The following is a 14,514-nucleotide window of genomic DNA, read 5'->3' on the forward strand; positions in this document are numbered from 1 at the left end:
GAGACTTGCTGTCGTTCTTGATGGTTGCGTACTGCTCTCTTGAAATCGAGGCACAATACCCGACACCCCTTCGGGTTCGACGATCCGGGCGCAGTCTAAATTTTCCGGGACTGCTCGTCCTGCTCTTTAATATACTCCAAAAAACGCCTTGTGTCCCTGCCCTCAACGGCAAGACGGGAATAGTCTATTCTGTACTTACCCGTGCACTGCATAATCAGGTTGAAACCAACTTTAGCGTCCGGCATGACGCCGCCGAAAAACCAGCCGGGTTCGGACTCCAGGGCCTCAACCAGCCATGGTGCATGCGGCGAATTGAGCGGAATGAGCACTGTCAGCGACGCGCATCCCGAGATCAACATGGACAGGCTCAAGCTTCGGACCCTGGAGAATGTATCCTTTCCGATCTCCAGAACCGAAAACCGGCCGATGCCCATTGCTGGCTCAGTGGCAACGCTCATCCTTCCGGGGCCTTCGGGGACGAGGTCGTGATCCGAGGAAGAGAAGGTAGGTATAACGCCAAGTTGGCCACAAAGCGTGCTAATCATCTCTTTGTGGGCGGAAGGGGGGTACAGAGGTGCCGGATTTAATTTTTTAAAAAGCTTAAATTGCAGCAGGAAGCTTTCCCGGTTTTCCAGGTTGGCTAGCTTTTGAAAGTCCACGGGTGGTGCCCCCGCCGCAAGAAACGCGCAATCCTTGAGGCCCATCTTGTGGCAACACCTCTGCGTGATTGGGTGGCTGGTCACAGCCATGCCGAACGCACCGTACAGCCCCATGGCCTGGGCCTCTGCAAGCAATGCGCTCCATACTCGCCCGGCGCACCCGGAGCCGCGGCTCTCCGGCTTAGTGAAGCCGAGACCAAGCTCCCCAAAACCCGGGTACTCCTTTTCATTCACGATGAGGGCTGCATGAGAGATGACGTCGCCTTTGTCGGTTACGGCCACGAGGGATACCATGCTTTTCTGACGGTTCATCTCCCGCACCCGTTCAGGAAAATAAATATTCTCGTGCGGGTACGTGTCGCCATAGGCAAGGTAAGCCATACGCGCCACCTCCACGGCTTCTTCGTCCCGCATTTTGCGCACGGAGTAGGCGGGTGGGGGCGAGACTTTTTTTTCGACTGCGGGTGGTGCTTCAGGAGAGTGCGGAACGTCCAGTTCATCTCCCATATGGAGGGTGAGCCGCGTTTCTTGACCTTTGGAGCCGTGATTGATGAATTCGACCCGCTCCGCGACTCCGTACATAAACAGCAGGCCGAGACCGGGGGCGGCTTCGCCGTTGGCGGCTGCCGGGATACTGGGCAGCATATCCGGGTCAAGCGGGTATCCGTGATAGTGCAGGGAGACGATTGTCTTGTTTGACTGAAAAAAAACGCTAAGCTTGAGGAGGCTGTCGTGACCCGCCGGAATACCATGGGACACGGCGTTGATGAAGGCCTCTTCTACCACAAGGCAAAGCCTGTTAACAGAACCTCTGTTAAGCTTTTCTAGTTCACACAGGTTGCGGACAAAATTAGTGACCGTGTCCGCATAAAACTTGGAATTCGGAACTGATACGCTGGGGATAAATTGTGTTTCGCTCACGCTTTTTCTCCGGTCAATGACGGCTAAAAATTTCCCGATAAAGTCTCATCTCGACATTTTCGGAGTCGAGCTATTTAATTACCACCTCGCAGCAAAGTCTTGGACTGCAGCTCCTTCTTTTTTAAGAACTATGAATTCTGCTTTTGTTGTATGCGGTGATGGTTCTCATAATATTTATTTGGAAAACAAAATGACACAGACGAAATCTCTGAAGCCGCTTATCTAGCTGCAGGACTTTTGGGCGCATTTGTCCGTCAGCCTGAAAAGTTAAAAAAATTTGTAGATCAAGTATTAGCATCTGGTGATGCGGATGAATAGGGCTGTATAGTTTCCAACTTTATTTTTAATACTCATAATTTTAGCTTTGTAAAATCAAGTTGTTATACACAATTCTGCTTCCTGCTTTATTGCCCCCCCTCACAAGGTTTGTGGGCTGAAAATAAAGTCTGATAAAATGAAAATTAGTTTGATAAAAACCGCCTTCCTGTTGGAGAACAATAAAGTCGTATACTAGACAATAGTTGTATCTAAGGCTGCTTCTGTTGGGTCTAAAACAGGAGCGGCTTTCTTATGGCTAAAAGAAGTAACAGCTTAACAGTGACAAAGATCAACGAAGGACGGAACAGACCGTTCAAGCCAGAGCTCTTCACATAATCAGACCATTGCATCGGGCATGCATAATAAAAAACGGTCATCCCCCATCCCTTAGGAAAACTACCCTAGACTGAAATATAAAAATTTATCGAACTAAAAAACCGGATTGACAGTTAAGCTGGTTAACTATATCACTAAAGCAAATGATTCTCAAATTCAAGTTTTGATGTTTTCCGGGGGTATGCAAGTGGCAGGGAATAGTGTTTCGGGTGTAAGCAAAGTGTGTTGCGGCATAAATGAGGCTTCTAAGCTGAGTGCAGTTCGGAAGTTTGATGGATATGACGATTCCATTAGCGCACTCGGATGTGAACCATGCTGGAGAGAACTTGAGCTCAGGCCGGGATTAAGGGTCAGTTCATTTGAAACTGAATTTTTGGGAGATAAGGCTTTCAGTTATCAGAAAAAGAATCGCTACATCGATTTCGGCTTTTTTCTTGAAGGCGGCATGGTCAATGAACTTTCCGATACGCCGCTTGGTCCGTTGCATGTTGAAAATGTTGCCGGGAGCGGAGGATTCGGTTTTCTGGATGAAATTTCCGGTGTGGTCAAGCCGGTGTCGCCGGGGCGGGTGAGAAGCCTTCATATTCATTCAAGCCCGGAATTACTGCATGAGCTTCTTGATTCAGATATGGATTACGTAAATGATGATTTGAAGTTGGCACTTGAAAATAATACCGGTCATAATTTTCTTTTGCATGACGTTTTGGAACCGGTTGTACAGGCTGCCGCCAGTGAATTGTTTTACGGGCTGGCCGGCGGCAGATGCGGCAGGGTCTATCTGGAAGGCAAAGCCCTTGAGCTTATCGGGCTGCAGGTGATGAAGTGCGAAGAATCAGCAGGAAGACAGGGTTATGGACTTTCCTCAGATGAAATGGATAAGATCAGGGATATACGGGAACATCTTGAGGAAAAGTTTGATTGCCCTCCCAGTATGACCGAGCTTTCCCGGACCCATATGATCAGTATCGGTAAGATCAGGACCGGATTTAATTTGCTTTATGGAATGAGCGTTTTTGCATTCCTGAAGGAATACAGGATGAGTAAAGCCAAGCTGCTTCTTCAGGGCGGTGATATGAATGTAAGCGAGGCCGCATGGGCCTTGGGGTATACCAATTTAAGCCATTTCAGTGCCGCGTTTAAGAAGAAGTACGGAGTGTTGCCTAAAAAATTTCTAACTTCAGCACGTAATAAAAGGATTTTAAGTTGAATTTTGTCTGGAGCGTGCGGCGGCGGTAATCTGTTTCAATAGCTCCGTAAAGCTTTTGATCAAACGGCCTCTGTCAATGCAGCCGTTTTAAACTATAAGATCAGGGCTGTGGCCGATATTATCCGGGGTTTCGCTGTTTTTCAGCGGAACCCTTTTTATTTGCAGATCGGTAAATGCGATTGGGGCATTTTTTATGCGTCACGGAGTAGTTTTGCCTGTTGCGGCCGGGTATGTTGTGTTCAAGCGTTGAATCCGTTCAGGGATTTTTTTTACAGGTATAATTAAGCTGCTTAACTAAAGTTGGGCCGAATAGAGGAAATAATGAACCAGATAAAAGAAAAACTGATTTCATTTGCCACCAGATGGAGCTGGAGCACCATCATCATGTTCATTGTGTTGACTTTTTTGGCGGGATCATTCTTTCCGCAGGTGATCATCGATACGGACCCGGAACATATGCTTCCGGCCGATGAACCATCCCGCGTTTTCCATAATGAGGCGAAAAAGGAGTTCGCCCTTTCCGAAATTGTGGTGCTGGGAGTGATAAATGAAAATAATCCGTCGGGAGTTTTCAACCCGGACACATTGAAGCGGGTATATGAGCTTGCTGATTTCGCCAAAACACTTCGCTGGCATTCCCCGGATGATCCTTCCCGAATGGACGGCGTCATAGAAGTGGACATGGTGGCTCCGTCCATGGTGGAACATATCAGCCAGGACGGCCCCGGAGCCATTTCCTTTGACTGGCTCATGCCGCGCCCTCCGCAGACCATGGCGCAGGCCGACGCGATCCGCGAAAAGATTTTTTCCAACCCCATGCTGGCCGGACACCTCGCCTCGGAAGACGGCCGCGCCATCTGCCTGTATCTGCCTCTGACAGATAAATACCAGAGCTACCGTGTCTATACAGCCCTGCAGGAGAAGATCAGGGAACTTGGCGGCGATGATGAGTATCACATCACCGGACTTCCTGTGGCGCAGGATGCCATCGGTATTGAGATGTTTTCCGAAATGAGCCTGGCCTCTCCGCTGGCAATGGGCACCATCTTCCTGCTGCTTTTCATGTTTTTCCGCAGTCTGTCACTTACCTTCCTGCCCATGATTATCGCCACCCTTTCCGTGGTTATCACCATGGGGGCCATGATCGGTTGCGGCTATGAAGTGCACATCATGAGTTCCATGATTCCGGTTTTCCTGATGTCCATCGCGGTGGTTGACTCCATACACATTCTTTCAGAGTTTTTTGATCACTATTCAGTCGAAAAGGGCAGGAAGAACACAATTACCGAGGTGATGAGCACTCTTTTCATGCCCATGCTTTATACTTCGCTTACTTCCGCGGCCGGTTTCATCTCTCTTGCCCTTACCCCTATTCCGCCTGTTCAGATTTTCGGTGTGTTTGTCGGGTTGGGCATAATGGTCGCATGGCTGCTGACCATCATGTTCGTGCCCGCGTACATAATGGTCCTGCCTGCACGTATTTTCAGCAATTTCGGATTCTCAAAGCGGGATCCGGGTGAAATTTCATTCATGGCGAAAATTCTGCAGAAGATCGGAGGGGTTTCATATCGCCATGCAAAGCCCTTGCTGGCGGTGTTTATGGTCCTGATAGTTGTCTCCGTATGGGGAATCAGCAGGATTCAGATCAACGACAACCCTGTGAAATGGTTTGCCCCCAGCCATCCCATCCGGTTGGCGGATACCGCCCTGAAGGAGCATTTCAAAGGTACATATCCCGCTTATCTCATCCTTGAAGGCGAAGATGAGGGAGCTCTTTTTCCCGAATCCGAAAAGCGCGGGCTGGCCGAAAGGTTCATGTCCTTTTCCGATAAGCTTAGCTCGGAATTCCCTTCCGCGCACGTGGCCGCAGAGCAGTTCATGATGGAACTCATGGAGTCGCCACAGTCCGGCGCGGAACGTCCTTTCCTCGAAAGGGCCGTGGAGTTGGCTGAAGCGAAAGCTCGGAATTCCGGGGATGAGGGCTTTTACCTTTATGACGAGTTCGCCGGTTTTTTCAACCTTGAGAAAGAAGCGTTAAAGCCGTTCAAGAACCCGGAGATGCTCAACTACCTTGGCGGATTGCAGAAGGCTCTCGAGGAAGCCGGTCTTGTAGGCAAGAGTATCGGACCTACTGACCTGGTCAGCAAGATTCATAAGGAACTTACCGACGGCAAGGAAGCCAACTATCGTGTTCCCGAAACCCTTCAGGGTGTCGGCGAAAGTTATATGCAGTTTCAGCAAAGCCATCGGCCCCACGATCTCTGGCATTACGTAACCCCGGATTACAATGGGGCCTGCGTGGTTTTCATGCTCTCAAGCGGAGACAACAAGGTGATGGAAGCCGTTACCGGTTTCGTTTCCGATTATTTTGCCAGGAATCCCCCTCCTGTTGAAATCTCTCATAACTGGGCCGGCCTGACCTACATCAACGTGGCCTGGCAGAACCAGATGGTCGAGGGGATGCTGCGTTCATTTGTAGGAAGTTTCGGCATCGTTCTGGTCATGGCCGTGTTCCTTTTCCGTTCGATTAAGTGGGGCGTGTTGTGCATGGTTCCGCTGACCATCACCATCATCTTCATTTACGGATTCATCGGCCTGATCGGCAAGGACTATGATATGCCGGTTGCGGTGCTGGGCGTACTCACACTGGGGATGTCCGTTGACTTCGCGATCCATTTTGTGGAGCGCAGCAGGAAAATATATGCCGAAGCCGGATCGTGGGAAGAGACCCTGCCGAGAATGTACGGTGCTCCGGCAAGGGCGATTACCCGCAACGTGCTGGTCATTTCCATCGGTTTCCTGCCCATGCTCGTTTCGTCGCTTATTCCGTACCGCACAACAAGTCTGCTGCTTTCATCCATCATGATGCTTTCCGGTGTCCTCACTCTCGTGGCCATGCCGGCAGTCATCACCCTGGCCCCCAGGTGGTTCTTTGCCGGGGATAAAGTCTCTGCTCCCGAAGAGGAAACAACGGCAACAACTGTCCCCGTAGAGATTCACAGGTAGGTATTACCGGCGGCCGCACGGACATCCCGCAGGTCCGCCGGATTATGATCATTCTTTGGAAACGCAATGTGCATCAAATGAAAAGAGGTTCGAAATGAAAGCATTAATATTAAAAGCAGCGATGCTTCTGTTCGGTTTAACCATGCTGGCCGCCCCGGCCGGCGCGGAACCACCGGACGCGGCAACCATAGTCAACCGCGCCAACCATATGGCTCTCTACCAGGGTGACACATGCAAGGGCAGAGTCCACCTTGAGATAACCGACAGCCAGGGCAGAAAACGCATTCGCGATCTGAACACCCTGCGTAAAAATGTCGGCGAAGGAGATGGGAAACAGATGTACATGACATATTTCATGGCTCCCGCGGATGTCCGGAAAATGGTTTTCCTGGTCCACAAGACCACCGAACCAGGCAAGGATGATTCCCGCTGGCTGTATATGCCCAGCCTGGATATGGTCAAAAGAATCGCCGCCGGTGACAAGCGCACCAGTTTCGCCGGTTCCGATTTTCTCTATGAGGATATCTCCGGGCGCAGTCTGTCTGAGGATGTTCACGAATTTATCGGAGTGGAGAACGGCTGTTACGTCCTCAAGAATACTCCCAGAAATCCGGATGACGTGGAGTTCACACATTATGTGGTCTACGTGGACATGAATAATTATCTGCCCATGAAAATGGAATATTTCAAGGGAGCGGAGACTCCCTACCGTACCATGGAAGTTGTCCGGGTTGAAAAAATAGTGTCGGATAAAACCGGCGAGGTCTATCCCACGGTAACGGTTTCAAAGGTGAAAAACCATGAAACCGGGAGCGAAACCGTGATGACCTTTTCCGATGTGAGTTACGACCTTCAGGTCAAGGAGAGTGTTTTCGGAGAAAGATACCTGCGCAGGCCTCCACGGGAACTGATGCGATGAACTTTCTGAAGATTGTATCTGTCATTTTATGGTTAGGGCTGTGGATGTTCACGGCCCTTTCCGCCCCCGCCATGGCGCAGGAATCAAAAAAAACTGAAGGCGGATATGGTCTGCCTGAGTTCCTTGACCAGTTCGCCACCCCTGAATTCAACGGTTTCATTGAAACCAGGGTAGGGGGACGCACCCGGAACGATCCGGAAGAAAAGCAGGTTTCAATGGCCGAGGTCCGGTTTCAGGGGGAGATTTTCACTTATACCGACTGGGCTGATTTCAAGTACAAGGGAGATATCAGGGCCGATGGCGTCACCGACAAAATCGTATATGAAACCCGTGAGTTGTGGATGTTTTCCCGTCCCACGGACTACATGGACGTGAAGATCGGACGGCAGGTCCTGACCTGGGGTACGGGCGGTCTGGTGTTTCTGAACGACCTTTTTCCCAAGGACTGGCGTTCCTTTTTCATGGGCAGGGATGCGGAATACCTCAAAGCTCCCTGCAATTCCGCGAAGGTCAGTTTTTTTACCGAAGCGGCCAATCTTGATCTGGTCTATACACCGAAATTCGAGCCGGACCGCTATATAGACGGCGAGTACATTTCCTACTGGAGCGGGACCGAGGACCGTATTGTCGGACGGGATAATCTTCTTGATACGGATATTCCAGACAAGTGGTTTGAAGACGACGAGGTTTCGGCAAGGATCTATCGCAACGTCAATAACTTCGAACTGGCTCTTTACGGTTACTGGGGCAACTGGAAGACTCCTGCCGGAATGGATTCCGAGGACCGGGCCACTTTTCCGGGATTGAACGTTTACGGAGCCAGTGTCCGGGGGCAGGTCGGTCAGGGCATAGGTAATGTGGAGGTGGCATGGTACGATTCCACGGACAGCCGGGGAGGGACCAATTCGGAAGTGGATAACTCACAGATCCGGTATCTTGTGGGGTATTCGCAGGAACTTTGGACGGACAGCAGTTGCGAGGTGCAGTATTACGTGGAGCAGATGCTGGATTACGGAAACTATCTGGCGGTTCATGCTCCCGAATATCCCAAGGATGAGTTTCGCCACGTCATAACCGTGCAGTTCTCCCAGCAGATGTTGAACCAGAACCTTACACTTGTTCTGGACTCATACTATTCTCCAAGTGATGAGGACGCCTATCTGCGCCCCGGAATACAGTATAAGGTTTCTGACCGTACAACCATGGGGTTCGGTGCCAACCTGTTTATCGGAGCACGGAAGCAGACCTTCTTCGGGCAGTTCTCCGACAACTCCAACGTGTACGGTTCATTGCGTTACAGTTTTTAGTTTGACTGTATGGTTAAGCGGCTTTATTAAGTTGACATGAACAGTAAAGAAGAAGCGGTTCGCAACATGACCGGAAGGTTGATGCGGATCATAAATAAGCACAGTCGTATTGAGGAACAGCCTATTACAATCGGCGAGGGGATTGAACTTACCCCGCACGAGATCCGTTGCCTGCACGCCATCGGATTTAATGAGGGCACCAATCTGAAGAATATTGCGATGGTTCTGGGAGTGACCAAAAGTGCTGTTTCTCAGATGATAGGAAAGCTTGAAAAACGCGGGCTGGCCCGCAAAGACCCGGCTCCCGACAACAGAAAGGAACTGCTGGCCGGACTGACTGAAAAAGGCTGGGAAGCCTTCAGAATTCATGAGCAGTTCCATGAAAAGCACATGGCCAACCTTTTTGACCGGCTGGATGAGTTCACCGATCCTCAGTTGGCAACAGCTTCGGCCGTCCTGGCCGTGGTTGAGACTGTGGTGGATGATCGGCTGGCAGAACTGTTCGGAAATAATAAAAATAAGCAATAAGTTGAATAGATGTCCCATGAATCGGAAGCTAAAAGCTTTCAGTTCTATTTTTTGAAAGAATAGTTAAGTAACTTAACTATATTGTATAGCCAGGAGAGAGATATGATCAGTTTTGGCATAGACATAGGTTATTCTTCTGTAAAAGTGGCAGTTATAAACGAGAATCTGGAGGTGATCCGCAGAAGGTATGTTCTGCACCGGGGGAATCCGGAAAAGGTGTTGCAGCGGATTCTTGAGGATTTTTTATCCGGATTTGACGGGAATGCAATGTACGGCGCAGTGGTGGGAAGTGCGGGCAAGTCCATGGCCGTAAAAGGTTCCGTGGAATCCGTAAACGATATTGCCGCGGTAGTTGAAGGCGCACTCCTGCTGAACCCGGATTGCCGCTCAATTGTCGAGATAGGCGGGCAGCAGGCCGGATTTATAACCGGGTTTTCAAGCCGGAAAAAAACCGGACTGGAATTTTCCCTGAATCCGGATTGTTCGGCCGGAACAGGATCTTTCCTTGAGGAACAGTCCTCGCGTATAGGTATTGAAATTGAGGATTATTCTCGACTTGAGGGCGCTGCGACATATACTCCCAGAATTGCAGGAAGATGCAGTGTTTTTGCGAAAACCGATATTACCCACCACCAACAGGAAGGTGTCGCGATTCCGGATATCCTGCGTGGTCTGGCCTATGCCGTGGCCAGGAATTACAGAAATTCGGTTATGCGCGGTCTTCCTGTTGCCGCCCCGGTTCTCTTTGTGGGTGGAGTGGCTGGAAACAGTGCCGTAGTTTCAGCTTTGCGCAAGGTGCTTGATCTTGGTGAAGGACAGCTTTTTATCCATGAAAACAGTCAGATGGCCAAAGCCGTGGGCGCCGCTGTAATTGCTCTTCGGGAAAAGCTGGAGTTTGATTGCGAGAAGCTTTTCTTCAACAGGACGGGTGCGTTGATTCCGAATGCCTCTAAGGAAGCTGCCGCATTGGCTCCTCTGGCCGGATTCGGATCAGGGGACGCCGTGGACAGGCATTGCTGCGTTTTGCTTCCCTCCGACGGAGACCCCATTAAGTGCTGGCTCGGAGTGGACGTCGGCTCGACCAGCACCAATGTTGTACTGGCAGATGATAGAAACAGGGTGCTCGGTTTCAGATACCTGCGGACTGCCGGGGATCCGGTCAAGGCTGTGAGAACAGGATTGAAAGAACTGGGGGCGGACTTCGGAGGAAGGGTACGAGTTGCCGGATCGGCCGTCACCGGTTCGGGACGTTATGTCATCGGGAAACTGATCGGGGCTGACATCGTCCGGGACGAGATCACGGCTCAGGCGCGGGCGGCAGTCAGTCTTTTTCCCGATGTTGAAACGGTCTACGAGATCGGTGGACAGGATTCAAAGTTCATATCCATTAAAAACGGTGTGGTATCCGATTTCCAGATGAACAAGGTCTGCGCTGCCGGTACTGGTTCTTTCATTGAGGAGCAGGCAAAGAAAATCGGTATCGCCCTGGATGATTACGCCGACACCGCCTCTAAAAGCGAAAATCCGATCAATCTGGGTGAGCGTTGTACCGTTTTCATGGAAACAAGTATCGCGGCCTGTCTTGCTCAGGGTGAGCCTGTGGAGAATATCGCTGCCGGTCTCTGCTATTCAATCGTGAAAAATTACATCAACAGAGTGGTGGGACGGAAAAAGTCCGGCAGCATGATTCTGCTGCAGGGCGGTGTGGCCTATAACCAGGCCGTTGTGAACGCTTTTCGATCCGTTACCGGAAAAGAGATAATCGTTCCTCCGTTTTTCAGTGTTACCGGTGCGCTGGGGGCCGCTATTCTGGCTCGGGAGGAAATGGAAGGCTCCGAAACAACGTTCAAGGGATTTGATTACGAAAGTGAAGATATTTCCGTGGAACGCGCAGGTCATGAACAGGACGCAGAAGAACTGCTTGCGCCGGGTTCGTTCAACCGGCAGGTGCAGGAATTCATTTTCGGGGATTATGATCCGGTGCCCGACCCTGCGAAAAAGACCGTCGGTATGCCGCGAAGCCTGTTTACCTTCGGAATGTTCCCCTTGTTCAACACTTTTTTCAAGGAACTCGGAGTGAACGTGCTGCTCTCGGAATCAACATCCGGGGAGACCATCAGCAGGGCGCAGAAATATTCGCTGGATGAAACATGCTATCCGGTCAAGCTCATCAACGGGCATGCCGCCGAACTGGTACAGCAGAATGTGGACTATCTGTTCTTCCCGGATCTTTTTACCGCGTTCCATCCCAATTCAAAGTCCCGCCAGACTTACGGCTGCCCCTACATGCAGCTGGCCTTCAAAATTATCAATGAGGCCATGAGGTTGAGTGAAAAGAATATCACGCTGCTTTCCCCGACAATCGCCTTCAGCCAGGGGCCGGATTTCATGCAGAGACAGTTTGTTGAGTTGGGCCGTCAGTTGGGCCGGACGCCTAAGGAGGCGCTTTCAGCCATCAAGGCCGGGATGAATAACTACAAGCAGTTGCAGGTGCGCATGGAAGAGCGTGCCCGTCAGACGTTTGAGTCTCTCGGCCAAAATGAGAAGGCTTTTGTGCTTATCTCGAAGATATACGGTATTGCCGATCCGGTTCTCAATATGGGAATCCCGGACAAACTTGCGGAAATGGGCTACAGAACCATCCCGCTTTATGATCTGCCTGAATCCGATATATTCGGTGAGCACCCAAATATGTTCTGGCCATTCGGTCAGCATATGCTGGCGGCCGCGAAGCTGGTTGCCGGGCACCCCAATCTCCACCCCATATTCCTGACCCACCACGGCTGCGGTCCGGATACGGTTTTTTCGCATTACTACGAAGAAATAATGAAGGAGAAACCTTTCCTGACGATTGAGGTAGATGAACACTCATCAAGTGTCGGGGTGCAGACAAGGGTGGAGGCTTTTGTAAACAGCCTGCGTCAGACTCCTGTGCTGAAATCCCCGTCCATCGAAGAGCTTGTTGATAATGGTACTTCCAACCCGGTCAACATTTCCATTGAGTGTTCAGGGTTCGGACCAGGAACAGTTCTTTTGCCCAACATCCATCCGTACTCGGAAATAGCCTGCTCCATATTCACGGCCAATGGAGTGAATGCCGCAGTGGCAGGCCCCACCTGCCCGGAAAGTATCGACCTCGGACGGAAATATTCATCAGGAAATGAATATTTCTCGCTTACGGCTTTGCTCGGTGATGTCCTTTATTCTCTTAAGAATCATTCCGATGGCAGCTTGCCGTGTGTGTTCGTTCCCCAGAATGAAGGCTCGGAAGTGGATGGTCAGTACAGCCGTTTTCTGCGTTGCGTTCTGGATAATGAGGGACGGGAGGCTGTGCGGATCATTTCTCCCTATCTTGAGGACCTGCGGGATATGGATACCCGAACCGCGGAATTGTTTTTTCTCTGCCTGCTTGCCGGTGATCTTGTCCTGCTGACCCCGGAGATGCTGCGCGCAGAATCGCTGAAGTTCATTCTCGACCTCGCTTCGTCAGGGCTGCTTACCATCGAGAGACTGGAGTTAATTGCCGGGACAATTCGTAACAACCTTGCCGGCTCCAGTTGTTCCAAGGCAATTCTGGGTATCGGGGAACCGTTGGTCCTTTTCAACAGTGTCCTGAATGACAACTCTTTTAAAAGGCTGGAGGAAAGTGGACGTCGGGTGATCTACGCTCCTTTGAGCGAATATGTCTGGAACCACTGGTATGACTATTACAACTACAACAAGACCGAAGCTCATCCGTCAATGCGCAGCAACATCGCACTGCTCAGGGAGTATATGGAAAGAATCTCTGCCAGGCTTGGTGAATACAGCCATTACGAGCGCGAATTCGGAACGCTCAAGAAAATTGCGGATCGTGGTCTTGGGTACTACGCAGGAGGTTTCGGGAGGTATCGCGGCGCAAAAATAATGGAAGAGATAGAGGGAGTAAATGGCGTTATTTCCGTAACTTCCATGTATGAAAATACCGGGATAAGTCTCGGTATTCTCAAGGACCGTCTTGACGACAAACCTTACTCCCCGATCCTTTCGCTTACTTTTGACGGTAATAGGAATGAAAACAACAGGCTCAAGGTGGAGTCATTCATCTATAATTTTTAATGGCGATAAGGGAGCACTGAATGAATAAGGGAAATAAAGCCGAGACGGGATGCCGAGGCGGACATGGAAAGCATGGGCGCGGCCCGTCAAGCTATTGGATGCAGGATCCGGAGAAGGTTCTGATTGGTCTGGGGCTGATGAAGGGGATGACCTTTCTTGATCTGGGTTGCGGTCCTGGAGATTACAGCGTTCAGGTGGCCGGTATCATAGGCCCCCGAGGCGTTGTCTATGGGCTGGACCTGAATGCTGATCGGCTAAGGGTCCTTGAGAGCCAGGCTCTTGAAAAGGGGCTGCAAAACATCAGGACCGTGCAGGGCGATATGCTCGGAGAACTTCCTTTTGAGGACGGCAGCATTGATCTTTGCCTGATGAGTACTTCCCTGCATTGCATGGATATCAAGGAACATGGAGTCGGAATTTTCAGTGAAATCCGGCGTATTCTGAGCCCCTCGGGACAGGTTGCGGTGCTGGAGTGTAAAAAGGAGAAGAGCGATTCCGGTCCGCCTCTGCACATGCGTATTTCCGATAAGGATATCAAAGCCGTGGCTGAACCTTTGGGATTCAGACAGGTTTTATACGCTGATTTTGGTTTCAACTACTTGATTCGTTTTAAAAAAATATAACTACAGGAGTATTTTAATGAACGTTCTCAATCTTTACGGTTCGTTGAACGGACAGACAGAAAAGGTTGCCCTTGAAATTGCAAAGGTTGTTTCCGAAACCGGACATGAGGTCAGAACCGTTAACCTTAAAAATGATGATTCCGTTATTGATCTGTTTGAGTTCGACCTGACATTTATCGGTTCCGGTGTTTACACCTGGCTTCCGGGAAAATCCGTGCTGGGCTGGATGGAAAAGCAGATGGACTATGCCCGAAAAAACTCTCTTATTCTGCCCGGTTCACCTCGGGTTCCTGGTAAATTCGCCTGCGTTTACTGCACTTACGCCGGGCCGCACACAGGCGAGGCCGAGGCTGTTCCCGCCATCAGGTATATGGGTCAGCTTTTCGATCATCTTGGAATTACTGTTGCTGATGAATGGAGTATTGTCGGGGCGTTTGTCCCTGAAAAAATGCGCCATTTCAACACAACCGGGCGACTAGGGAATATCGAAGGACGGCCCAATGCGGAGGATTTGAGGCAGGCCAGGGAAAAGACAACCGGGTTACTGCAATCAATAAGCGGGACCAACGTATTCTGATGAAGGCAGAGTCGT

The 14,514-nt window shown here is 50.5% G+C and carries 9 protein-coding genes; 8 read left to right on the forward strand and 1 reads right to left on the reverse strand.

The annotated features are described in order from the left end of the window. Nucleotides 1-95: 95 nt before the first annotated feature. Nucleotides 96-1,580, reverse strand: a complete 1,485-nt coding sequence (locus tag ACKU4E_RS14715; protein WP_320171838.1) for an ATP-binding protein — start codon at nt 1,578-1,580, stop codon at nt 96-98. Between the two features lie 1,027 nt (nt 1,581-2,607). Here ACKU4E_RS14715 and ACKU4E_RS14720 point away from each other — a divergent pair. The 8 genes from ACKU4E_RS14720 to ACKU4E_RS14755 all read left to right on the forward strand — a co-directional run bounded on the left by ACKU4E_RS14720 (nt 2,608) and on the right by ACKU4E_RS14755 (nt 14,499). Beyond that, a complete protein-coding gene (locus tag ACKU4E_RS14720) occupies nt 2,608-3,441 on the forward strand; it encodes an AraC family transcriptional regulator (protein ID WP_320171839.1) in 834 nt (277 codons plus the stop codon). A 321-nt stretch (nt 3,442-3,762) separates the two neighbouring features. Beyond that, a complete protein-coding gene (locus tag ACKU4E_RS14725) occupies nt 3,763-6,447 on the forward strand; it encodes an MMPL family transporter (RefSeq protein WP_320171840.1) in 2,685 nt (894 codons plus the stop codon). A gap of 94 nt (nt 6,448-6,541) precedes the next feature. Further along, a complete protein-coding gene (locus ACKU4E_RS14730) occupies nt 6,542-7,366 on the forward strand; it encodes an outer membrane lipoprotein-sorting protein (protein WP_320171841.1) in 825 nt (274 codons plus the stop codon). Next, nucleotides 7,363-8,673: a hypothetical protein gene (locus tag ACKU4E_RS14735; RefSeq protein WP_320171842.1), complete on the forward strand. Its 1,311-nt coding sequence runs from the start codon at nt 7,363-7,365 to the stop codon at nt 8,671-8,673. The genes ACKU4E_RS14730 and ACKU4E_RS14735 overlap by 4 nt, the downstream gene beginning before the upstream one ends. 36 nt (nt 8,674-8,709) lie before the next feature. Further along, the gene (locus ACKU4E_RS14740; RefSeq protein ID WP_320171843.1) at nt 8,710-9,201 is read left to right on the forward strand and encodes a MarR family transcriptional regulator; all 492 of its coding nucleotides are present in this window, start codon (nt 8,710-8,712) and stop codon (nt 9,199-9,201) included. Between the two features lie 102 nt (nt 9,202-9,303). Beyond that, entirely contained in the window at nt 9,304-13,299 is a 3,996-nt protein-coding gene (locus ACKU4E_RS14745; protein ID WP_320171844.1) for an acyl-CoA dehydratase activase, read from the forward strand. Nucleotides 13,300-13,319: 20 nt separating this feature from the next. Further along, complete coding sequence (locus ACKU4E_RS14750; RefSeq protein ID WP_320171845.1) at nt 13,320-13,922, forward strand: class I SAM-dependent methyltransferase; 603 nt, start codon at nt 13,320-13,322, stop codon at nt 13,920-13,922. 16 nt (nt 13,923-13,938) lie between these two features. Next, entirely contained in the window at nt 13,939-14,499 is a 561-nt protein-coding gene (locus tag ACKU4E_RS14755) for a flavodoxin domain-containing protein (protein ID WP_320171846.1), read from the forward strand. Nucleotides 14,500-14,514 lie beyond the last annotated feature (15 nt).

Source organism: Maridesulfovibrio sp. (assembly GCF_963677005.1).
Lineage (GTDB): Bacteria > Desulfobacterota > Desulfovibrionia > Desulfovibrionales > Desulfovibrionaceae > Maridesulfovibrio.